At 73.0% G+C, this 22,356-nt stretch carries 21 protein-coding genes; 13 read left to right on the top strand and 8 right to left on the bottom strand.

The annotated features are described in order from the left end of the window. Positions 1 to 112: 112 nt before the first annotated feature. The 3 genes from AB0M03_RS28270 to ilvA form a co-directional block, all read right to left on the bottom strand. A complete protein-coding gene (locus tag AB0M03_RS28270) occupies positions 113 to 973 on the bottom strand; it encodes an ABC transporter permease (protein ID WP_363495965.1) in 861 nt (286 codons plus the stop codon). Position 974: 1 nt separating this feature from the next. Then, positions 975 to 1,985, bottom strand: a complete 1,011-nt coding sequence (locus tag AB0M03_RS28265; protein WP_363495962.1) for an ATP-binding cassette domain-containing protein — start codon at positions 1,983 to 1,985, stop codon at positions 975 to 977. 161 nt (positions 1,986 to 2,146) lie between these two features. Next, complete coding sequence (gene ilvA / locus AB0M03_RS28260; protein WP_363495959.1) at positions 2,147 to 3,358, bottom strand: threonine ammonia-lyase; 1,212 nt, start codon at positions 3,356 to 3,358, stop codon at positions 2,147 to 2,149. Between the two features lie 124 nt (positions 3,359 to 3,482). On the opposite strand from ilvA, the gene AB0M03_RS28255 reads away from it, so the two are divergent. Continuing rightward, on the top strand, positions 3,483 to 3,956 hold the full coding sequence (locus tag AB0M03_RS28255; protein WP_363495957.1) for a MarR family transcriptional regulator: 474 nt from the start codon (positions 3,483 to 3,485) through the stop codon (positions 3,954 to 3,956). A gap of 18 nt (positions 3,957 to 3,974) precedes the next feature. Here AB0M03_RS28255 and AB0M03_RS28250 read toward each other — a convergent pair whose 3' ends face one another. Continuing rightward, positions 3,975 to 5,129, bottom strand: coding sequence for a cystathionine gamma-synthase (locus tag AB0M03_RS28250; protein WP_363495954.1), 1,155 nt, complete (start codon positions 5,127 to 5,129; stop codon positions 3,975 to 3,977). A gap of 171 nt (positions 5,130 to 5,300) precedes the next feature. Here AB0M03_RS28250 and AB0M03_RS28245 point away from each other — a divergent pair, with 171 nt between their 5' ends. From AB0M03_RS28245 to AB0M03_RS28210, 8 genes are all read left to right on the top strand, one after another. After that, positions 5,301 to 6,959 carry a M48 family metalloprotease gene (locus tag AB0M03_RS28245; protein WP_363495951.1) on the top strand — a complete coding sequence of 553 codons (1,659 nt, stop codon included), beginning with the start codon at positions 5,301 to 5,303 and terminating at the stop codon, positions 6,957 to 6,959. A gap of 93 nt (positions 6,960 to 7,052) precedes the next feature. Beyond that, positions 7,053 to 8,207, top strand: coding sequence for a hypothetical protein (locus AB0M03_RS28240; RefSeq protein WP_363495948.1), 1,155 nt, complete (start codon positions 7,053 to 7,055; stop codon positions 8,205 to 8,207). Positions 8,208 to 8,219: 12 nt separating this feature from the next. Beyond that, the gene (locus AB0M03_RS28235) at positions 8,220 to 8,903 is read left to right on the top strand and encodes a hypothetical protein (protein WP_363495946.1); all 684 of its coding nucleotides are present in this window, start codon (positions 8,220 to 8,222) and stop codon (positions 8,901 to 8,903) included. After that, a complete protein-coding gene (locus AB0M03_RS28230; protein WP_363495943.1) occupies positions 8,900 to 9,961 on the top strand; it encodes a nucleotidyl transferase AbiEii/AbiGii toxin family protein in 1,062 nt (353 codons plus the stop codon). The genes AB0M03_RS28235 and AB0M03_RS28230 overlap by 4 nt, the downstream gene beginning before the upstream one ends. 40 nt (positions 9,962 to 10,001) lie before the next feature. Next, a complete protein-coding gene (gene msrA, locus AB0M03_RS28225; protein ID WP_363495940.1) occupies positions 10,002 to 10,667 on the top strand; it encodes a peptide-methionine (S)-S-oxide reductase MsrA in 666 nt (221 codons plus the stop codon). A 7-nt stretch (positions 10,668 to 10,674) separates the two neighbouring features. Further along, positions 10,675 to 11,121, top strand: a complete 447-nt coding sequence (locus AB0M03_RS28220) for a DUF4304 domain-containing protein (protein ID WP_363495937.1) — start codon at positions 10,675 to 10,677, stop codon at positions 11,119 to 11,121. A 985-nt stretch (positions 11,122 to 12,106) separates the two neighbouring features. After that, positions 12,107 to 12,601, top strand: coding sequence for a family 16 glycosylhydrolase (locus tag AB0M03_RS28215; protein ID WP_363495934.1), 495 nt, complete (start codon positions 12,107 to 12,109; stop codon positions 12,599 to 12,601). Between the two features lie 347 nt (positions 12,602 to 12,948). Then, on the top strand, positions 12,949 to 13,314 hold the full coding sequence (locus AB0M03_RS28210) for a cupin domain-containing protein (RefSeq protein WP_363495931.1): 366 nt from the start codon (positions 12,949 to 12,951) through the stop codon (positions 13,312 to 13,314). Positions 13,315 to 13,344: 30 nt separating this feature from the next. On the opposite strand, the gene AB0M03_RS28205 is transcribed toward AB0M03_RS28210, so the two are convergent. Then, on the bottom strand, positions 13,345 to 14,148 hold the full coding sequence (locus AB0M03_RS28205; protein ID WP_363495928.1) for a Ku protein: 804 nt from the start codon (positions 14,146 to 14,148) through the stop codon (positions 13,345 to 13,347). A gap of 431 nt (positions 14,149 to 14,579) precedes the next feature. On the opposite strand from AB0M03_RS28205, the gene AB0M03_RS28200 reads away from it, so the two are divergent. Further along, positions 14,580 to 14,768, top strand: coding sequence for a hypothetical protein (locus AB0M03_RS28200; RefSeq protein WP_363495925.1), 189 nt, complete (start codon positions 14,580 to 14,582; stop codon positions 14,766 to 14,768). Between the two features lie 46 nt (positions 14,769 to 14,814). Here the strand turns inward: AB0M03_RS28200 and AB0M03_RS28195 are convergent, their stop codons facing one another. The 3 genes from AB0M03_RS28195 to AB0M03_RS28185 form a co-directional block, all read right to left on the bottom strand. Beyond that, the gene (locus AB0M03_RS28195; protein WP_363495922.1) at positions 14,815 to 16,092 is read right to left on the bottom strand and encodes an Ig-like domain-containing protein; all 1,278 of its coding nucleotides are present in this window, start codon (positions 16,090 to 16,092) and stop codon (positions 14,815 to 14,817) included. Between the two features lie 243 nt (positions 16,093 to 16,335). Continuing rightward, positions 16,336 to 16,662 carry a hypothetical protein gene (locus AB0M03_RS28190; protein WP_363495920.1) on the bottom strand — a complete coding sequence of 109 codons (327 nt, stop codon included), beginning with the start codon at positions 16,660 to 16,662 and terminating at the stop codon, positions 16,336 to 16,338. Positions 16,663 to 17,134: 472 nt separating this feature from the next. Beyond that, on the bottom strand, positions 17,135 to 18,535 hold the full coding sequence (locus AB0M03_RS28185) for a cystathionine beta-synthase (RefSeq protein ID WP_363495917.1): 1,401 nt from the start codon (positions 18,533 to 18,535) through the stop codon (positions 17,135 to 17,137). Between the two features lie 142 nt (positions 18,536 to 18,677). On the opposite strand from AB0M03_RS28185, the gene AB0M03_RS28180 reads away from it, so the two are divergent. The 3 genes from AB0M03_RS28180 (at position 18,678) to AB0M03_RS28170 (ending at position 22,280) form a co-directional block, all read left to right on the top strand. Next, positions 18,678 to 19,754, top strand: coding sequence for an SGNH/GDSL hydrolase family protein (locus tag AB0M03_RS28180; RefSeq protein ID WP_363495915.1), 1,077 nt, complete (start codon positions 18,678 to 18,680; stop codon positions 19,752 to 19,754). Positions 19,755 to 19,836: 82 nt separating this feature from the next. After that, positions 19,837 to 21,057: an acetyl-CoA C-acetyltransferase gene (locus tag AB0M03_RS28175; RefSeq protein ID WP_363495912.1), complete on the top strand. Its 1,221-nt coding sequence runs from the start codon at positions 19,837 to 19,839 to the stop codon at positions 21,055 to 21,057. Between the two features lie 311 nt (positions 21,058 to 21,368). Beyond that, positions 21,369 to 22,280 carry a hypothetical protein gene (locus AB0M03_RS28170; RefSeq protein WP_363495910.1) on the top strand — a complete coding sequence of 304 codons (912 nt, stop codon included), beginning with the start codon at positions 21,369 to 21,371 and terminating at the stop codon, positions 22,278 to 22,280. The last annotated feature ends 76 nt before the right edge of the window (positions 22,281 to 22,356 follow it).

Below are 22,356 nucleotides of genomic sequence, written 5' to 3'. Positions count from 1 at the left end.
CCCCAGCCTCAACTTCCCCCCCCCCCCCCCCCCCGCGCCCCCCCCCCCCCCCCCCGGGGGGGCCCCCCGGGCCCGCGCCCGCCCCCGCCCCTCGTGCCGTACCGGCCGCCGGTCAGCCGGCGGCGGAGCGGTACTTGCGCACCGACAGCCAGGAGAAGACGGCCGTGATCACCAGCGACCAGACGATCGAGACCGGCACCGCGTGCTGCATCGGCCAGGAGTCGTCCACCGGGCCGACCTGGTTGCCGAACAGGTCGCGGCAGGCCTGGACGGTCGCCGAGAACGGGTTCCAGTAGGCGATCGGCTGCAGCCAGCCCGGCATCGAGCTGATCGGCACGAACGCGTTGGAGATGAAGGTCAGCGGGAACAGCCAGATCAGGCCGGCCGAGGTGGCCGCCTCGGGGCTGCGCACCGAGAGGCCGATCAGTGCGCCGATCCACGAGAAGGCGTAGCCCAGCAGGAGCAGCAGTCCGAAGGCCGCCATCGCCTCCCAGAGGCCCTCGTGGATGCGCCAGCCGACCAGCAGGGCGACGAGTGCGAGCACCAACAGGATGAAGGCGGTCTGCACCAGGTCGGCCATGGTGCGGCCGACCAGGACGGCCGAGCGGGTCATCGGCAGCGAGCGGAACCGGTCGACCAGGCCCTTGGTCATGTCCTCCGCGATGCCGGCCGAGGCGCCCGCCACCGCGAAGGTGACGGTCTGCGCGAAGATGCCGGCCATCAGGAACTGGATGTACGCGTCCTGGCTGGCCTGCGTCCCCGGGATCTGGATCGCGCCGCCCATCACGTACGAGAACAGCAGCACGAACATGACGGGCTGCATCAGGCCGAAGACGACGATCTCGGGGATGCGCAGCATCCGCCGCAGGTTGCGGCGGGCGACCACCCAGGAGTCGTGCAGGATCGCGGCGACGCCGGTGCGCTGGCGGGGGACGGCGTCGCCGATGGCGTGCCCGGTGGCGGTGGTCGCCATCTCAGGACTCCTTTCCGTGGCCGCGGCGGCCCCTGGCCTGCTTCTGCTGCCCGTTCCCGCCGTTCTCCTCGGCCTCGGTGACGTGGCCGGTCAGGGAGAGGAACACGTCGTCGAGGGTGGGGCGGCGCAGGCCGATGTCGTCGATCTCGATGGAGCGGGCGTCGAGCTCGCGGATGACGTCGGCGAGGACCTTGGAGCCGCCGCTGACCGGGACGGTGATCCGCCGGGTGTTGCGCTCCACGGCCGGGTCGCCCTTGGCGTAGGGGGTGAGCGCGGAGACGGCCTCGGCGACCTCGTCCGGGCGGTGCACCACCAGTTCGATGCGTTCGCCGCCGATCTGCGCCTTGAGCTCGTCGGCGGTGCCGCGGGCGATCACCCGGCCGTGGTCGACCACCGCGATGTCGTGGGCGAGGCGGTCGGCCTCCTCCAGGTACTGGGTGGTGAGCAGCAGGGTGGTGCCCTGGTCGACGAGGTTCTCGATGACCTCCCACAGGGCGAGGCGGTTGCGCGGGTCGAGGCCGGTGGTCGGCTCGTCCATGAACATCACCGGGGGTCGGACGACCAGGGCGGCGGCGAGGTCGAGGCGGCGGCGCATGCCGCCGGAGTACGTCTTGGCGGTGCGGTCGGCGGCCTCGGCGAGGTTGAACCACTCCAGCAGCTCCAGGGCGCGGGCCTTCGCGTCGCGGGTGCTCATCTGGTAGAGCTCGCCGACCATCTGGAGGTTCTCGCGGCCGGTGAGGTACTCGTCGACGGCGGCGTACTGGCCGGAGAGGCCGATCAGGCTGCGCACCTCGTTGGGGTGCGCGAGCACGTCCAGGCCGGCCACCGTGGCTCGGCCGGAGTCGGGGCGGAGCAGCGTGGTGAGTACCCGCACGGTGGTGGTCTTGCCGGCGCCGTTCGGGCCCAGCAGGCCCAGGACGGTGCCCTCCGGGACGTCGAGGCTGACCCCGTCGAGGGCGCGGACGTCACCGAAGGTCTTGACCAGGTTCTCGGCTTGGATGGCTGGCGCCATGGCCTGCCTCATCTCCTATTTATCCGGTATGTCGTCTGATCGTCACGCAGGTGTCCGGCCGGACAGGTCCCGAATTTCGCGATGTATCGCGAGAGGATGGCAGCTTGCGATATATCGCGTCAAGGGGTGCGGCAGTGCGCCACCCGCACGGCGGAACGGTCCTACTGGGTGACCACGTACCCCGCGGCGCGGAGTTCACCGGCCACCACGGCACAGTGCTCCGGGCCCTTGGTCTCCAGGTGCAGGTCCACCTCGACCTCGGTCAGCCCGAGCCGCGGGTCGACCCGCACGTGGGCGACGTCCAGCACGTTGGCGTCCACCCTGGTGAGCACCCCCAGCAGGTCGGCCAGCGCCCCCGGCTTGTCCGTGAGCCGGACCCGCAGCGACAGGTAGCGGCCGGCCGCCGCCAGGCCGTGCCGCAGCACCCGCATCATCAGCTGCGGGTCGATGTTGCCGCCGGAGAGCACCGCCACCACCGGGCCCTCGAACTCCTCCGGGTGCTCCAGCAGGGCCGCGATCGGGCTCGCCCCGGCCGGCTCCACGACCAGCTTCAGCCGCTCCAGGCCGACCAGCAGCGCCCGCGACAGCGCGTCCTCGGAGACCGTGCGGACACCGTCGGCCAGCGTGTTCACCACCTCGAAGGGGATGTCGCCGGGCCGGCCCACCATGATCCCGTCCGCCATGGTGGCGATCCGCGGCAGCGTCACCGGGCGCCCGGCCGCCAGCGACGGCAGGTAGGCGGCCGCGCCCGCGGCCTGCACCCCTACCACCCGGACGTCCGGCCGCAGCGGCTTCACCGCCGCCGCGATCCCGGCGATCAGCCCGCCGCCGCCGACGCCCACCAGGATCGTCCGCACCTCCGGGCACTGCTCCAGGATCTCCAGGCCCACGGTGGCCTGGCCGGTGACCACGTCCCAGTGGTCGAAGGGGTGGATGAACACCGCCCCGGTCGCCTCCGACCAGCGCTGCGCGGCCTGCAGCGCCTCGTCCACGGTGGCGCCGTGCAGCCGCACCTCGGCGCCGTACTCGCGGGTCGCCGCGACCTTGGGCAGCGGGGCGCCGGTCGGCATGAAGACGGTCGACGGCACGCCGAGCAGCGAGGCCGCGAGCGCCACCCCCTGGGCGTGGTTGCCCGCGCTGGCGGCGACCACCCCGCCGGCCTTCTGCACCGGCGTCAGCCCGGCGATCCGCACGTACGCGCCGCGCAGCTTGAACGACCCGGTGCGCTGCAGGTTCTCGCACTTGAGGTGGACCGGCGCGCCCACCAGCGCGGACAGGTACCGGCTGCTCTCCATCGGGGTGACCCGGGCGACCCCGGCCAGCATCTTGTGGGCACCGCGGACGTCGTCGATGGTGATCGGCCAGCTCTGCATGCCGTCAGCGTACGGCCGCCGGACGGCCCGGACGGGCAGCGCCGGGCCTGTTCCCGGGCCGGGCCCGCGCGCGTACGCTGCTGGCTCCGAGCACCCCGCACCGCCCTCTGGAACGTGAGCCGCGATGACGACTCCCTCGCCCCCGGCCGCCCCCGGCACCGACCCCCTCCACGCCCAACTCCAGTATCAGGTCGCGGTGTTCGCCCGCCGACTGGAGCAGGCCCGGCACGAGGCGACCGGCTCGCTGGACCGCGCCGCCTACCTGCTCCTGGACGAACTGCGCCGGCACGGGCCGGCCAGCGTCAAGACGCTGGCCGCGGCACTCGGCGTCGACTCCTCCACCGTCACCAGGCAGGCCGCGCCGCTCGTCGAGGCGGACCTGGTCGGCCGGGTCCCGTACCCGGCCGACCGGCGTGCCGTACACCTCTCGCTGACCCCGCTCGGCGGCCGGAGGCTCGCCGAAGTCCAGGCCGGGCGCGAGGAGTTGATGCGCCGCCTGACGGCGGACTGGCCCGCCGACGAGCAGCGGGCCTTCCTGGTGCTGCTGGCCCGCTTCAACGACTCGCTGGAGTCGTACTCGGCGGGCCGGCAGCCCTGACGGCCGGCGGGCCCGGGATCAGCCGAGCGCGCGGCGGAGGTCCGCCAGCAGGTCGTCGACCGACTCGATGCCGACCGAGACCCGCACCAGGTCGCCCGGCACCTCCAGCGCCGAACCGGCCACCGAGGCGTGCGTCATCCGGCCCGGGTGCTCGATCAGCGACTCCACGCCGCCCAGCGACTCGCCGAGGGTGAACAGCTCGGTGCGGTTGCACACATCCACCGCCGCCTCCTCACCGCCGTTCACCCGGAACGACACCATGCCGCCGAACGCCTTCATCTGCTTGGCGGCGATGTCGTGCCCCGGGTGCGAGGGCAGGCCCGGGTACAGCACCTGGTGCACCTTGGGGTGGCCGGCCAGCAGCTCGGCGACCTTCTCGGCGTTGGCGCTGTGCCGGTCCATCCGGACACCCAGCGTCTTGATGCCGCGCAGCACCAGCCAGGAGTCGAACGGCCCGGCCACCGCACCCATCGCGTTCTGGTGGTAGGCCACCTCCTCGCCGAGGCCGGCGTCCGCCAGCACCAGCGCGCCGCCGACCACGTCCGAGTGGCCGCCCATGTACTTGGTGGTCGAGTGCACCACCGCGTCGGCGCCCAGCGCGATCGGCTGCTGCAGGTACGGGCTGGCGAAGGTGTTGTCCACCACCAGCAGCGCGCCCGCGCCGTGCGCCACCTCGGCGAGCGCGGCCAGGTCGGTGATGCCCAGCAGCGGGTTGGACGGGGTCTCCACCCACACCGCGCGGGTGTTGGGGCGCAGCTGGGCGCGGACGTCCGCCAGGTCCTGGGTGTTGGCGACGGAGAACTCCACGCCCCACCGGGTCAGGACCTTCGCGAACAGCCGGAACGTGCCGCCGTAGGCGTCGTTCGGGATCACGATGTGGTCGCCCGGCTTGAGGATCGTGCGCAGCAGGGTGTCCTCGGCCGCGAGGCCGGAGGCGAAGGCGAGGCCGCGGGCGCCGCCCTCGAGCGCCGCGAGGCACTCCTCCAGCGCGGTTCTGGTCGGGTTGGCGGAACGGCTGTACTCGTACCCGCCCCGGAGGCCGCCCACCCCGTCCTGCTTGTACGTGGACACCTGGTAGATCGGCGTGACGACGGCCCCGGTCTGGGGGTCTGCTTCCTGACCCGCGTGGATGGCGAGGGTCTCGAAGCCCTGGGGAAGCTGGTGCTCGGTCATGCCTTGAGCCTAGTCCGCGGGAGCCCGGGCGCACGGGGTGAGCGCGCACCCCGGGCGCCGCGCCCCCTGCCGTGGGAAATCCCTTCGCACGCGACACTCCCGACCGCTACCATCACGCGTCCGCACACATGATCGACACATCGATCGCCCGTCCCGGGGAGAACCGAAACCGTGGGCACGACCCCGCCGCCCGCCGCCGCCAGCACCGCAGGACGCGCCGTCCTCGCCGTCTCGCTGCTCGCCGGCTTCTACCTGCTCGCCGCCGCCATCGTGCTCGGCCTGCTCGGCCTCGACATCGCGCTGTACGCCGGCCTCGGGCACGTCAGCGCCGGCCTGCTGAAGATCTACGCCCTCACCGCCGTGGTCGCCTACCCGGTGCTGCGGGTGGTCTTCCTGACCCGCCGTCCGCGCCAGGACTCCGACGGCGGACTGCTCGTCACCCGCGAGCAGCAGCCCGAACTGTGGGCCCGGGTCGACCGGATCGCCGAACTCACCGGCGTCCGCGGCCCGGCCGAGATCCGGATCGTCCCCGACGTCAACGCCGGCGTCCGCGAGGACACCCGGCTGCTCGGCCTGGTCCCCGGCAAGCGCCACCTGGTGATCGGCGCCCCGCTGCTGATCGGCCTCACCGAGGACGAGCTGGACTCCGTCCTCGCCCACGAGTTCGGGCACTACAGCAACCGCGACGTCCGCCTCGCCGGCGTCACCGTGGCCGGCCGCAGCGCGATCGTGCACACCATCGGCACCCTCCACCGGCGGGCCGACCGGCACCAGGCCGAGCAGGCCGCCGAGATCGCCGCCAAGGACGCCAAGCGCCTCGCCAAGGGCAAGAAGGCCACCGGCGAGGAGGCCGGCGGCGGCGTCCAGCGCACCCTCGCCCTGGTCTTCACCCAGTACGCCAAGCTCTACTTCCGGGTCTCCGAGGCCGTGAGCCGCCGTCAGGAGTACGCCGCGGACCGCTCCGCCGCCGCGATCGCCGGCCGCGCCGCGACCGCCTCCGCACTGCGCCGGATACCCGTCCTCGACGCCGCCCAGGGCTTCTACCTCGACCGTTACGCCACCCTCGGCTGGGACGCCGGCGCGCTGCCGCCGCCCGGCCAGTTCTACGGCGGCCTCGCCCACCTCCTCGCCGACCCCGAGCGCCGCAGCGAGCTCGAGGAACTCGGCCTGCCCGAGGGCGACGCCGACCCGTACGACTCGCACCCGCCGATCGCGCAGCGGATCGCCGCCGTCGAGGCCCTGCCCGAGGACGGCCGCACCACCGGCACCGGCGGCTCCGCCCTCGCCCTGCTGCGCGACGCCGAGCGCACCCTCGCCGCCCTGGAGGCCGCCACCCTGGTGCCCGAGGCCGCCGCCAAGCAGCGCCTCGACTGGCCCGACCTGCTCCAGGCCGCCGGGCTGGCCGGCTCCCGTGAGGCCGCGCAGCCCGTCCGGGCGGCGCTCGCCGGCAGCGACCTGCCCGACACCCTGCCCGCCCTGCTGGACGCCGTCGACGCCGGCCGCGGCTTCGAGATCGCCGAGCGGCTGCCCCGCAGCGAGGAGTCCGCCTCCGCGACCGGCCGCGCCCTCCGCGAGTTCCTCCGGCCCGTGCTGCGCGCCGCGCTGTCCCGGATGGCCGTCCTCACCCTCGCCGAGGCCGGTCTCGCGCACTGGGAGTTCTCCTGGGCCGTCCCCGCCGAGCTGCGGCTGCCCGGCGGCCTGGAGGACGAGCTCCCCGCCGCCCTGGACGCCGCCGTCGGCGACACCCCGGACACCGGGCCGCTGCGCGCCCTGCTCGCCGGGGCCGGCCTCACCGCCACCGCCGCCACCGCGGACCCGCTCCGGAAGTAGACCCGCCGGCGGGTGCGGGGAGGGCAGCCCTCCCCGCGCCTGCCGCACCCGTCCCGCCCCGCCCCGCCCCACCACCGAGGACCGCCCCCGCCCATGGCCCGCCTGATCCTGCTGATCCCGGTACTGATCTTCGTCGCCGCCAAGCTGGTCACCTGGTACGCCAACCGGCGCACCGCCGAGCTGAACCGGAAGATCGCCGACGCCCGCAACGGCGCCGACCACCTCGACCCGACCGCCTTCGGGCTGCCCGCCCGCGCCGAGCTCGACGCCTCACGGAGCACCGCTCCCGGCGCGGCGGACGAGGCCGCCGCCCGGGCCGCGGCCGCCGCCGACGGCGGGGACTGGCACCCGTTCGCCGCCCACCTCGCCGAGGCCGGCGACGACCACGAGCTGCGGCACGTCCGCCTCCGCGACCTCGCCGAACACGCCGCCGAGGAGGACGGTTGGCTGCGCGCCTGGCGCACCGAGCAGCCCGACTCCCCGGACGCCGCGATCGTGCACGCCACCGCCCTGGTCGCGCTCGCCTGGAACGTCCGCAGCTCGCTGCGGGCCTCGGAGGTCAGCCGCGAGCAGTTCGCCGCCTTCCACCGGATCCTGGCCGAGGCCGAGGAGGCCTTCGACCGGGCCGCCGAACTCGCCCCCGAGGACCCGGCCCCGTGGGCCGAACGGATCCCGGTCGCGATGGGCCTCGGCTGGAGCCACGAGCGGTTCGAGCAGATCTGGCAGGAGGTCGTCCGGCGCTCGCCGCACCTGTTCACCGCGCACCTCAACGCCCTGCAGTACTGGTGCGCCAAGTGGCGCGGCTCCCACGAGCTGATGGCGGACTTCGCCGAGCGCGCCGCCGCGGCGGCACCCCCGGAGAGCCTGCTCGCCGGCCTGCCGCTGCTCGCCGTGCACGAGCTGGAAATCACCCAGGACACCTACGCGGCCTGGCGCACCCCCACGGCCCGGGCGGCCGCGGACCGCCTGCTCTCGGCCCTGGAGACGGTGCCCGCGGACGACCGCCGCGTCCCGAAGATGCGGCACCTCCTCGCATACGCGCTCACCTTCGACGAGCGGTACGCCGAGGCCGTCGAGCAGTTCCGGCTGGCCGGCCGGTACATCGGCTGCCAGCCGTGGTCCTACAGCGGCGACCCGGTCGCCCGGTTCTGCGAGGTCCGCAACCGTGCCCTGGCCGGCTGGGAGAAGGCCGGCCGCCCGGCCGCGCCCGCCGCCGAGGCCCGCGGCGGCGCTGTCGGAGCCGCCTGACAGGATGCGCGGGTGCCCGACACCCGTACTCCGGTGCGCCCCGAGTTCCGGGGCGACTTCGAGATCCACCTGACCGTCGCCCCGCAGCAGGGCCGGGCGCTCGCCGCCTGGGCTGCGGGGCGCGGCCTCAAGGTCGTCGACATCGAGCTCGCCCGGGGGGCCGTCCCCCGGCAGCCGATGCTCACCCTGACCGTCTCCGGCACGCTCGCCGAGGCCGAGGCGCTCGCCGCACGGACGGGCGCGGAGGCCGGCTCCGCGGGCTTCACCGTGCTCCGCACGAAGATCGAGGCGGCGCCCTGGACGGCGGGCGTCCCCGCCACCGACGGGCAGGCGCAGGCCCTCGGCCCGGCGTACTACTTCGAACACCACGTCAAACTGCTGCTGGACGCACCGCCCGGGCCCGAACTGGCCGCCGCCGCCGAGCGCCACGACGCCCACCTGTCCCGCAACGCCCGCCGCACCCGGCCGGACGGGCAGATCGAACACTTCGTCACCCAGCGCTGCCGCCTGGTCGGCGCCGATACCGCCGGCCGGCGGCTCGACGGCCTGCTCGACGCCCTCGCCGGCCACCGGATCGCCTCCGTCGAGCGGGAGTTCGCCGTCCTGGACACCGCCGAGGACCTGGACGACGGCTGGATCACCGAGACCGCCACCACCCCGGCCACCACGGCCACCCGCGAAAGGCTTCCCCGATGACGGACTCCTGGCAGGACCTCGGCTACGGCCCCTGGAGCGGGCAGCTCCGGCTGCCGCACACCCGCCCCACCGACACCGAACTCGCCGAGCTCGAACTCCCGCGCTCGATCTGGTCGGTGGCCGGCGAGGGGGTCGTCCAGCGGCCGGTCTTCGACCCCTCGCTGCTCGGCTACGTCAAGGCGATGCGGGCCGGCGACCCGGAGTTCGCCGACGCGGCCACCGGGGCCCGCTGGTACGCCGCCCGGCGCGAGGCCCTGGACACCGTGCTCGCCGCCGTCGCCGCCTCCCGGTGGGCGGACCACCTGGTGCTGCGCGGCTCGGTGCTGCTCACCGCCTGGTTCGGCGGGGACGCCCGCGAACCCGGCGACCTCGACTTCGTCGTCACCCCGGCCGACTGGGCGCTCGACGACCCGCGCACCGACGCCCTGTTCACCGATCTCGCGGCCGCCGCCGAGCGGCTCTCCAGCGGCGTCCGGCTGCACGCCGACCGGGCCGTCCGCGACGAGATCTGGACGTACGACCGCGTCCCGGGCCGCCGCCTCGTCCTGCCGTGGAGCGCCGACGGCCTGCCCGAGGGCACCGTCCAGCTCGACTTCGTCTTCACCGAGCCGCTGCCCGCCGAGCCCGTCCGCACCGCCGTGCCCCGTCTCGCCGGCCCCGGCGCACCCGCCGAACTGCGCACCGCCGACCGCGGGCTCTCGCTCGCCTGGAAGATCCTCTGGCTGGTCAGCGACGGCTTCGCCCAGGGCAAGGACCTGTACGACGCGGTGCTGCTCGCCGAGTCGGTCACGCTCCGCTACGAGCTGCTGCGGGACGTCTTCCGCGGTGCCGGCGACACGTGGTGGGACACCCGGGCGGTCGTCGCCGAGGACATCGCCGAGCCGCTGGAGTGCATCGAGTGGGACGAGTTCCGCAAGGAGAACCCGCAGGTCGGCACCGCCGAGGAGTACGCCGCACGGCTGCTCGCCGCCCTCGCCCCGACCTTCGGCGGACGCACCGAGGAGGAACTGCTCGAGATCTGGACCCGGACGGAATCCGGCGACCCCGACGCGCGTTGAACCCCCTGCCACCCGACCCGCCGGACACCTGGAGCAGGCCTTGCTGTTCAACCGCCACAAGAGCGCTCTCGTCACCGCCGACCAGGCGCTGCCCGGCCGCACCGCCCCCGCCTTCGCCGTGACCGACCTGCACACCGTGCTCGGCACCCCGCTCACCGGCCCCTACCCGGAGGGCCTGGAGACCGCCGACTTCGGCCTCGGCTGTTTCTGGGGTGCCGAGCGCGCCTTCTGGCAGCTCCCCGGCGTGTGGACGACGCTGGTCGGCTACCAGGGCGGCCACACCGAGAACCCGACGTACGAGGAGGTGTGCAGCGGCCTCACCGGCCACACCGAGGCCGTCCGCGTCGTCTTCGACCCGGCCCGGATCTCGTACGAGACCCTGCTGAAGACCTTCTGGGAGGCCCACGACCCCACCCAGGGCTTCCGCCAGGGCAACGACGTGGGCACCCAGTACCGCTCCGCGGTCTACACCCACTCCCCGGCCCAGCAGGCCTCCGCCGAAGCCTCCCGCGACGCCTTCCAGCCCGCCCTCACCGCCCTCGGCTTCGGCCCGATCACCACCGAGATCGCCCCCGCCGCCGCCTTCTACCCGGCCGAGCCCTACCACCAGCAGTACCTCTCCGAGGCCAAGAACCCCAACGGCTACTGCGGCCTCGGCGGCACCGGCGCCTCCTGCCCGATCGGCGTCGCCAGGGCCGAGGGCTGACCCTCCGGTGACGACGGCCCAGGAGCTGTACCGGGCGATGCTGCGCGACAGCATCGCCCCGCGGCTCCGGGCCCTCGGCTGGAAAGGGTCCGGGCAGCGCTTCGAGCTCCCGGACGCGGCGGCCTGGGTGCAGCTGGGCTTCCAGGGCTCCCGCTTCAACTCCGCGTACTCCCTGGACTTCACCATCAACATCTCGGTGATCGACCGCCGGGCCTGGGAGGCCTACCGGACCGACCGGCCCGAACTCCCGGCCCGGCCCAACCCGGTCGTCCACTACGACCGCCGCCTCGCCCCGGTACGCATCGGCTACCTGCTCGCGGCCGGCCGCGACACCTGGTGGAACATCTCCACCGACCGGCCCCGTGACCACATCGACCGGACGGCCAACGGCGTCCTCGCCGCAGTGACCGACCACGCCATGCCCGAAATCCGCCGCCGCCTCGACAAGACATGAGCCGACCTGGGTCACATGGCACTGCACGCTCGGCAGAGCGAGCACGACGCCGGTTGACCCGTCCATCGGGCCCGGGCCGTCTGACGGATCGACGTTGACCGGGCCGCCCGACACGGGCCCGCACCGGGCGGCGCGCAGGTTCCGGCCGCAGGTCGGCCGTGTGGAACGCGGCCGCCGCGCCCTCGCTGCGGTAGACCCCGGGCGTTCCGGGCAGGCGCAGGCCACAACACCGCCCGAGGCCACGTGGACGCGGCTTGCACATCGAATCATCAACGAACCATGAAGTCGGATACAGCGGCCGCCGAATACTCCCCGCATCCTCCGCGCAGGTGCCCTGGACACTCCCCTGAAGAGGCGATTTCGCCGCCACCGAATTAGACTGAAAGGACCGACCGAACCTCCCGCATCCAGAACCCCAGGAGTGACGGCAGGCCGCTCTGGCGAGCCGCTGCGCGACATGGCCCAGGAATTCTACAACCAGCCACGAAATTCCTCGCCGCCCGCCATCGAGTCAGACTTCAGGACAGAATTCTCCGCCGCGGCACCGAAGGCTGCCCAGTTGGCCTGTGCCAGACCAACTGGACGTCACGGCTGCAGCTTTCTGGATGCCCATCCGCCGGAGACGCACACTCCCCGGCACAGCATGAACAGAACTCGGCCGTTGAGGCGGGGGGTATCGAGAGACCATTCGGACGTCACCGAAATCCACTTCCTTGCTAGCGAGGTTTCTGCAATGCCAAGGAAAACGAAACTGATACTCGCAATGGCTGCGGCCATGACTGCGGTGCTCTCCACGTCGGCATGGGCATCTGCTCCGACCGTCTTCCCGAGAGGGATTCCCGGGACGTGGGCCCTCGACTGGTCGGACGAGTTTTCCGGGACGGCGGTTGACGGCAGTAAATGGAACCTGGCCGGCCATGCACCGAACGGGGCGCTCAATTGCTACGACGCCGCACAGGTCAAGCAATCAGGCGGATTACTGCACATGATTCTCGAACACCGCAGTGACACCTGCGCCGACGGCGCCACCACCCGCCCGTACGTGTCCGGCAGCGTCTCGGGCAAGAAGACCTTCACGGCCGGGGCGTTCGAAGCCAGGATCAACGTGCCCGCGGCCTCCAACGGGCTCGTGGCGAACTTCCCCGCCTGGTGGCTGGTCGCATGGCCTGCGGTCGGCGAGATAGACATCTGGGAGGGTCTGGCGGAATCCGGCAGCTGCTGGTCGGTCCACCCCCAGCCTGACGACGGCAAACCCGCGGGATGCACACCGCCGACAACCGGGTGGCACACCTTCGGCGCCGTCTGGAAGTCCGGCAAGTCCGTCGACGTCTACTACGACGGCCGGAAGGTCGGCAGCATGCCCTGGACGCTGACGACGGCTCAGTACCCGGTCCTCGACAACGCGGTCGCGGACTGGTCCCCCATACGTACGCCCACCGATCTCCAGGTGGACTACGTGAGGCACTGGAACGCCCGCTAGCGGGTGGTGCTGCAGCAGGTCTTCGCGGTGTCCGCCACGACCGTTCGGCGGACACCGCGAAGGCCCGCTCCCGGGCGTTCGCCGCGGCCGCCGGCGGAACGCCGCTTCTGACCAAGGGTCACATTCCGGCAGGCCGCCGACACGAGCACCGCTGCGCGACCGGCACGGCCGGGAACGGGCGCAGCCGGCCGCGGCGGGAGTGCCTGCGGGTGCTTCCGTGGCAGGGGCCGGGGGGCGGGCGGAGACTGGAAGTATCGACAGGGCGACCCGGGCGCGCCCCCGGTAGGCGTTCGGGGCAGGCGAGGTGGCACGCGGTCAGCGGTCGCTCCCGTTCGGAGGAGGAGCACATGTCCGGTCTTGTCCGTATGAGCCTGGACTCGCCCGAGGAGGTCCGTCCGTTCGAGGACGGCCGCGGCCGGGTCGAGCTGGTCAACCTGGAGGGCGGCGCGGTGGGCCGCGGCACCTTCGAGCCCGGCTGGCAGTGGTCGAAGCACATCAGGCCGATCGCCGGCACGGAGAGCTGCCAGGCCTCCCACATGGGGTACGTCGTCTCCGGCCGGATGAAGGTCGTGATGGACGACGGGCAGGAGGACGAGTTCGGCCCGGGCGACTTCATGATCTGCCCGCCGGGGCACGACGCCTGGGTGCTCGGCGACGAGGCCTGCGTGGTGATCGACTGGCAGGGCTTCGCCGACTACGCCAGGCCCAGCTGACGCCGGCCCTCCCCAGGGTGCCCGTGCACCCTAGGTCTCGGTCCTCGCCTCGGCGATGCTCCGTTCCAGCAGCTCGATCAGGTCTGCCGCGTCCATCTCCGCGACGGGCATGGGTTCGGGGGCGGTCACGATCTCGCCGCGGGCCGCCTTCGCGCCGACCAGCCCCTTCACCGCCTCCTCGTAGGGGTCGCGGTACTGCTCCGGCTGCCAGTCCGTCTCCGTCAGGGTGAGGAACTCCTCGGCGACGGCGAGTTCCTGCTGCGAGAGTTCGACGCCCTGCGGGAGGTGGTCGACCGTCGTGAGGGGGTCCCGGAGTTCCGCGGCGTAGTGCAGGGTGTGCACGACCAGGACGTCGGGCCGCGCCCGGACGACGGCGAGGTGGAGCCGGCCCCGCATGGTGAACCGGGCGATCGCCACCCGGCCGGACTGCCCGAGCGCCTGGTGCAGCAGTTCGTAGATGCGCCCGTGCTCCGCCGAGCGGGGCCCCATGTAGTAGCTGCGGTCGTAGTGCACGGGGTCGATCCGGTCGAGGGGGACGAATCCGGCGACCTCGATGGTCTTGGACGGCTCGGGGAGGCTCTGCTCCAGCTCGGCGGGCTCGATGGTCACGTACTGGCGGCCCGTGCCGTCGGGCAGCTGGACGCCCTTGACGATCTCCTCGTACGGCACCGGCTCCCCGGTGGCCGAGCTCACCCGCCGGTAGCGGATGCGGGCGCCGGTCGCCCGTTCCAGCTCGTGGAAGTGCTGCCGGCCCTGCTGCGTCGAGGCGTAGAGACTGACGGGCAGGCTGACGAGGCCGAACGTCAGCGTCCCGGACCAGGTGCTGCGAGTCATGGCGTGGCCTCCTCCGGCCCCCGCACCCCATCGTGCCCCAGCGGCCCGCGGAGTTCGAGCGGCCGCGGACCCGGCCCGGTCGCGGCCGGAGTCCTGCGGGGCACTGTCGGCACGGGCTGGGATGCTGCTCGCACGACGGGGACGGCGCGGACGGCGCGGGAGCTGTACCGGGTGCTGCTGCGGGACGAGGTCGCGCCGCGGTTGCGGGCGCTCGGCTGGAAGGGGTCGGGGCTGCGGTTCCGGCTGCCGGACGCGGGGGCCTGGGTGCAGTTGGGCTTCCGGTCCTCGCGCCACGGCGCCGGCGGGCCGGTGCGGTTCACCTTCCACGTCTCGGTGGTCGGTCGCGCGGCGTGGGAGGAGTACCGGGCGGCACACCCCGGGGCCCGGCCCGGCCGGGCCCGACGATCGCCTACGGCCCTGCGTTCCGGCCGGTGCGGATCGGCCACCTGACGGCCGTCGCCCGGGATTCGTGGTGGCTGGTGCGGGAGGGCGACACCCCGGCGCAGACGGCCGCCACGGCGGACGGCGTGTGCGCCGCGGTGACGGGCACCGCCGTCCCCGAGATCCACCGCCGCCCGGCGCAGCTCGCGGCGCCCGCCGCGGACGGGATCCCGGGATGACCGGGAGCGCCGCCCGTGGTGGCGCCGCTCCCGTTGAGGGCGGGTGTCAGACGGCGCTGCCGGCCTTCCAGGCGGCCCAGCTCATGTTCCAGCCGTTGAGGCCGTTGGCCGGGTTGACGGTCTTGTCGCCGGAGTTCACCACCTCGACGACGTCGCCGACCATGGAGCCCTTGAAGAAGACGGCGCCGTCGGTGCCCGGGTCGCCGGCGCCCTTGACGTCGCGCAGGGCGATGCAGCCATGGCTGAGGTTCTCGGCGCCGAAGGCCGGGCCCGGCGACCAGTAGTTGCCGTGGATGAACGTCCCGGAGCTGGTGAGCCGCTGGGCGTGCGGCACGTCGGGGATGTTGTACTCGTCACCGAGGCCGACGGTCTGGGAGTCCATCTTGGTCTGCAGGTACTGCTCGGAGATGACGAGCGTGCCGCCCCAGGTCCGGTTCTCGGGGGAGCCGCCGATGATCGGGTAGGTCGCGGTGACCTCGCCGTCGGTGGTGACGGTGAGGGTGTGGGCGGCGAGGTCGGCGACGCTGGTGCGGCTGCGGCCGACGGTGAAGCGCACGTCCTTGGACTGGGTGCCGTAGACGCCCTCGGCGCCCTCGACGTCCTTGAGCCGCAGGCCGAGCGTCACGACCGTGCCCTTGGCCCAGTACCGCTCCGGGCGGAAGTCGAGGCGGGTGCTGGAGAGCCAGTGGCCGACGATCTCGACGCCGGGTTCGGCGGTGACGGTGATGGCGTCCTGGACGGCCTTGCGGTTGGTGATCGGCCGGCTGAAGTTGATCGAGACGGGCATGCCGACGCCGACGGTGGCGCCGTTCTCGGGGGTGAAGTGCCCGACGAAGGTCCTGGCGGGTGCGGCGGTGGCGAACTCGGCGTGTGCGGCGGCTTCCAGGGCGTCCGCGTCGGTGGCGACGGCGGCGACGGCGTAGTTGGTGCCGCTGCTGAGCGGGGCGGTGGAGGACCAGGTGAGGCCGTCGGCGGCGAGGGTGCCGGCGACCGGGCGGCCCTTGGCGTCGGTGGCGCTGACGGAGGAGAGCGTGCCCCCGGTGACGGCGACCCGGATCGGCCGGGTGAAGGGCGCGGTGGCGCTGCCGTCGGCGGGGGTGATGGTTATTCGGGCGGCCGAGGTCCTGGGTGCGCCGGCGCCCTCGGTCGCACCGGCACCGCCGGACGGCCCGCCGGAGCCTGCCGCGCCGGAGGTGCCCTTGCCGCCGGAGTCGCCGTCGCAGGCGGCGACCAGCAGGGCGGGTGCGGCGAGCAGGCCGGCGAGGACACCGCGCCGGCTCCAGCTGCTGCTGCGCCCGGACTGCTGGTTCTGGGGTGCCGTCACGTGGTTCTCCCTGTTGCTCGGCCGGCGCGGTCGGGGCGCCCGGCACGGATCGTGAGCACGGCACAACGGGGCGAATACACCCGTTCGGCGCACATACTCCAGACCGTACGAGAGTACTTGTCATACCTCCATATCGGACAAAAGGCCCGGTCCGGAGGGGTCCGGACCGGGCCTGGGCAGCGCAGCAGCGCACCGGCGGGCGGTCGGCACCGGGATGCCCGGCACCGACTCGTCGAACGGGGGCTAGTCGACGGTGTACTCGTCCCAGCTCTCGTCCTCGGGGTCGAACTCGGTCTGCGCGGACTCCCAGGTGGCGGAGGTCAGCTCGATGCCCGGGACGTCGCCGAGCAGCGCCACCGGGTCGATGAAGTGGGCGAGCGAGCCGGACGGGTCCACCTCGATGGCCTCGACGGACTGGGTGCGCTCCTCGTCGTCGAGGTACTCGTCGTTCTCGACCCGGGCGAGGGCGGCGGCCTTGAGGGCCTGCTCGTCGGTGATCTCGGCGATGAGTTCGATCTTCAGTCGTACGTAACGCGGTGCGTCCTGCGCGGGCAGGTCAGTGCTGGTCATGGCGGCGAGCCTAGGTCAGCCGGCGATCGGACCCAAACCGTGCCGGGGCGGCCGGGCCGGAACAGCGGGAAGGGCCGGCCCCCAGGAGCTGGGGACCGACCCTCCCGCCTCCGCCGGGGCTCCCCCACCCGGGAGCCCGCGGAGACGCGCCTTTCGGCGCGATGGGTGCCGCGGGGGCCGCCGCACCCTGTTGATCGGTCGGAACCGAACAGGGGCGGGACGACGGCAACCCCCGCGGGCGGGACACGGAGGGCCGGGTCAGGGCCGACCGACGTGTCCGTGGTGACTGCGGTACCGGGGAGCCGCTCCCGGTCTCCGCTGCCACCATGCTCGGCGTCTTGCCGTTGACCAATACGATGCAGGACCGTTGTTAACGGGCCGATGCGCCGATGTGACGTCGGTGTACCAACTGGTGGGACGACGCCCTTTCACTCCTTCGGCCGGTGCACCCGGCCGGGCCGCTGACCGCGGGTCAGTGGCCGACCCGGCTGGCGAGGAAGGCCAGCAGGTCCTGGCGGGTGACGATGCCCTGGGGCTTGCCCTCCACCAGCACCACCACGGCGTCGGCCTTCTCCAGAACGGTCATCAGGTTGGTCACCGACTCGCCGGAGCCGACCACCGGCAGCGGCTTGGACATCACCTTGTCGAGGGTGTCGGAGAGCTTGATCTTCTGCGCGAAGAGGCCCTCCAGCAGCTCCCGCTCGACGATCGAGCCGATGACCTCGCCGGCCATGACGTCCGGGTGGCCAGCGCCGGGCGAGACGATCGGCATCTGCGAGACGCCGAAGTCGCGCAGCACCTGGACGGCCTCGGCGACGGTCTCGTTGGGGTGCATGTGGACGAACTGCGGGATGCCCTCGTGCTCGATGGCGTCCTTGCGGGCGAGCACCTCGCCGATGTGCGCCTCGTCGGTGGCGGTCGGCAGGAAGCCGTAGTCGGCCATCCAGTCGTCGTTGAAGATCTTGGAGAGGTAGCCGCGGCCGCCGTCCGGCAGCAGCACGACCACGACGTCGTCCGGGCCGAGCCGCTTGGCGACCTCCAGGGCGGCGACCACGGCCATGCCGCAGGAGCCGCCGACCAGCAGGCCCTCCTCCTTGGCGAGGCGGCGGGTCATCTGGAAGGAGTCCTTGTCCGAGACTGCCACGATCTCGTCCGCGACGGTGCGGTCGTAGGCGGTCGGCCAGAAGTCCTCGCCGACGCCCTCGACCAGGTACGGGCGGCCGGTGCCGCCGGAGTACACCGAGCCCTCCGGGTCGGCGCCGACGACCTGCACCTTGCCGCCGGAGACGTCCTTGAGGTAGCGGCCGGTGCCGGAGATGGTGCCGCCGGTGCCCACGCCCGCGACGAAGTGGGTGATCTTCCCGTCGGTCTGCTCCCACAGCTCCGGGCCGGTCGAGTGGTAGTGCGAGGCGGGGTTGTCCGGGTTGGAGTACTGGTCCGGCTTCCAGGCGTTCGGGGTCTCGCGCACCAGGCGGTCGGAGACGTTGTAGTAGGAGTCCGGGTGCTCCGGGGCGACCGCGGTCGGGCAGACGACCACCTCGGCGCCGTACGCGCGCAGCGTGTTGATCTTGTCGGTGGACACCTTGTCCGGGCAGACGAAGATGCACTTGTAGCCCTTCTGCTGGGCCACGATCGCCAGGCCGACACCGGTGTTGCCGGAGGTCGGCTCCACGATGGTGCCGCCGGGCTTGAGCGCGCCCGAGGCCTCCGCGGCCTCGACCATGCGCAGCGCGATCCGGTCCTTCACACTGCCGCCGGGGTTGAAGTACTCGACCTTCGCCAGAACGGTGGCGCTGATGCCCTCGGTGACCTTGGTGAGCTTCACCAGGGGCGTGTTGCCGACCAGCTCGATGATCGAATTGCTGTACCGCACGGGGATCCTCCCGATAGTGGCGCGTGTGACTGTGGGTGTCTAAAGGGTATGGCCACGGATGGCCGACGGCCGCCGATAGCGGCACCGCCGGAAGGGGTAGTACGGGTACAACGACTCTGGAGACCGCACAAGGGGGTGCAGGATGCCAGGGGCACAGGCGTCGAGGGCCCGGGTGGCCCGCCGGATCGCCACGGCGGCCGCGTACGGCGGTGGCGGGATCGGCCTGCTGGGTGTGGGACTGGCCGGGCTGCTGCTGACCGAGAGCCGGCTGGCCGTCCGGGCGATCGGCCTGCTGGACGGCGATCCGCCGCGCGCGGACGGGGTGTACGGCGATGCCTTCACCGACGCGGGGACGATCGCCGCCGCCTCGGACGACCCGCCGCTGGTGCTGGCCTTCCTGGGCGACTCGACGGCGGCCGGGCTGGGGGTGCACCGGGGCCGCGAGACCCCGGGGGCGCTGCTGGCCTCGGGGCTGGCGTCGGTGGCCGAGCGCCGGGTGCGGCTGGTGAACGTGGCGAAGTCGGGCGCCCGCTCGGCGGACCTGGTGGACCAGGCGGCACTGGCGCTGCCGCACCGCCCCTCGCTGGCCGTGATCATGATCGGCGCCAACGACGTGACCCGGCACAGCCCGGCGGCACAGTGCGTCCGCCAACTGGGCGACGCGGTGCGGATCCTGCGGTCCACCGGCTGCGAGGTGGTGGTCGGCACCTGCCCGGATCTCGGCACGATCAAGCCGGTGCGGCCGCCGCTGCGCTGGGTGGCCCGGCGGCTGAGCCGGCAGCTGGCCGCGGCGCAGACCATCGCGGTGGTGGAGGCGGGCGGCCGGACGGTGTCGCTGGGCTCGCTGCTGGGGCCGGAGTTCGCCGCCCGGCCGGAGATGTTCGCGGCCGACCGCTACCACCCCTCGGCCCAGGGGTACGCGACCGCGGCGATGGCGATGCTGCCCTCGCTGTGCGCGGTGCTGGACCTGTGGCCGCAGGAGGAGGACACCGCGGCCGAGCCGCCGGCCCAGGCGGTGCTGCCGGTCGAGGTGGCCGCGGCGGCCGCGGCGGGCCGTTCCGGCACCGAGGTGGCGGCGGCCGGGCCGGAGGCGGCGGCCAGGCGCTGGGCGCTGCTGCGGCACCGGCTGCGGCTGGGGCTGCCCGGCACGCCCGAGCCGGAGACAGCGTCGGCCAGCTCACACCCGGGACCGGGTGACGCCGGGACTACCAAGCGGTAATTTTCCTCCCGAGTGTCATTGGGGGCCGATACGCGCCCTCAAGTGAATACTCGCTAGCCGGTCACTCAGCGAGGAGCCCACCATGCCCGAAGCCGTCATCGTCAGCGCCGCCCGTTCGCCGATCGGCCGGGCCTTCAAGGGCTCGCTGAAGGACGTCCGCCCGGACGACCTCACGTCGCAGATCATCGCGGCCGCCCTCGCCAAGGTGCCCGAGCTCGATCCGCGCCAGATCGACGACCTGATGCTCGGCTGCGGCCTCCCCGGCGGTGAGCAGGGCCACAACCTCGGCCGGATCGTCGCGGTGCAGATGGGCATGGACTACCTGCCCGGCACCACCATCACCCGCTACTGCGCCTCCTCGCTGCAGACCACCCGCATGGCGCTGCACGCGATCAAGGCCGGCGAGGGCGACATCTTCATCTCGGCCGGCGTCGAGACCGTCTCCCGCAGCATCAACGGCACCTCGGACGGCATGCCGAACACCCCCAACCCGCTCTTCGACGACGCGCAGGCCCGCACCGCCAAGCGCGCCGCCGAGGGCGGCGGCGAGTGGCACGACCCGCGCGAGGACGGCCTGGTCCCCGACGCGTACATCGCCATGGGCCAGACCGCGGAGAACCTCGCCGCGCTCAAGGGCATCACCCGCGCCGACCAGGACGAGTTCGGCGTCCGCTCGCAGAACCTCGCCGAGAAGGCCATCGCGGCGGGCTTCTGGCAGCGCGAGATCACCCCGGTCACCACCCCGGACGGCACCGTCGTGTCCCAGGACGACGGCCCGCGCGCCGGCGTCACCCTGGACGCCGTCTCCGGCCTCAAGCCGGTCTTCCGCCCCGACGGCACCGTGACCGCCGGCAACTGCTGCCCGCTGAACGACGGCGCCGCCGCCCTGGTGATCATGTCCGACACCAAGGCCCGCGAGCTCGGCATCACCCCGCTCGCCCGGGTCGTCTCCACCGGCGTCAGCGGCCTCTCCCCCGAGATCATGGGCTACGGCCCGGTCGAGGCCACCAAGCAGGCCCTCGCCCGCGCCGGCATGACCATCGGCGACATCGACCTGGTCGAGATCAACGAGGCGTTCGCCGCCCAGGTGATCCCGTCCTACCGCGACCTCGGCATCGACATCGACCGCCTCAACGTCAACGGCGGCGCCATCGCGATCGGCCACCCCTTCGGCATGACCGGCGCCCGCATCACCACCACCCTGATCAACTCCCTGCAGTGGCACGACAAGCAGTTCGGCCTGGAGACCATGTGCGTGGGCGGTGGCCAGGGCATGGCGATGGTCATCGAGCGGCTGAGCTGAGTCGCATCGGGGCTGAGCGCGTGCGCGACACGCCGTACGGGCGCCCGGAACCACCCGTTCGGAGTGACACTCCGTAATTGAGGGCCGGATCACACTCGAAACGTGATCCGGCCCTCGATTTTTCATTTCCGGGCCGTTTCGTCGACGGAGCGGAATGGCCTGACTGCGCTGCGTAGACGGGTTGTACCTAACAATTTGAGGACAAGTGAGGAAGTTCGCGATAAATGGGACATCCACCACTGCAGTAACCGGCCCGCATGCGGCAATGTGGACGTGCAACCCCGTTCCACTCCTCGCAAGGAGTACATTCCGTGAGCGTCGTCTACATCTCCCTGCTGCTGATCCTGATCGTCGTCGCCGCCACCGTGCTGGTCCAGATCCGGGCGCTCGCGCGCCGTTTGGACGACCGGCACGCCAACTCCGCCCGGGCCGTTCTCGACGAGGCGTCGATACGACGGGCGGTCACCGAGGCACTTGCGGCGGACCGGGAGCGGGAGATCACCGAGGCCCGGGCGTTCTGGGCCGAGCAGGAGGCGCGCGCCGCGGAGGACGCCCCGCTGTTCGACGGACCGTTCCTGAGCGTCGGCGAGGAGTGGCCGCTGTTCTTCCCCCGGCCGACCGGCCCGGAGACCGCCGCCGACAATGCCGGGACGATGGACCCGGGATTCGGCGAGGCGCTGCGCCATGCACTCGAGGACATCATCAGGGACGGCGGCCCGGAGGGCGGCGTCCGCCCCGGACACCCCTCACAGGGCGGCGTCCCGCTGCCGGCCGAGGCCTCCGGTGACGCCCGCGCCCGCCGCGAGGCGGACCTGATCGCGACCGGCCTGGAGGCCGGACTGCTGGACGCCGAGGCCGAGCCCGCCCCCGCCCCGGACCCGCGCCGCCACCCCTCGCACCCGGACTTCGTGCCGAGCCAGACCCCGTCCCGGGAGTGGACCGACACCCGGCTCGCCGTCCTGGCCGACGAGAAGATCGCCCTCACCGACGTCCGCCCCGGCCCGCTGGGCACCCTGGACGTGTACGCCTTCGCCGACGGCACCACCCTCTGCGTGGCCCCCGGCGACCGCGAGGCGGCCTACCGGCTGATCGACGCCGTCCAGGCCGGCGAGGACGTCCGCCTGCTCGGCGGCTCGTGCTTCTCCGGCTCCTACTCGCTGACCTTCTCCACCGACGACGATGCGGTCTACGTGCTCGCCGACCGCGTGGTCGCGAGCATCTGAACCACCTGCTGACGTGAACACCGGCCGAGGGCCGGTCGGGCGACCCCGGGGTTGCGCGCCCGACCGGCCCTCGGCG

This window comes from Kitasatospora sp. NPDC051914, from assembly GCF_040680995.1.
Taxonomy (GTDB): domain Bacteria; phylum Actinomycetota; class Actinomycetes; order Streptomycetales; family Streptomycetaceae; genus Kitasatospora.
The sequence above is the reverse complement of the archived record's forward strand: the minus strand, read 5'-3'. Positions and strand labels throughout refer to the sequence as shown.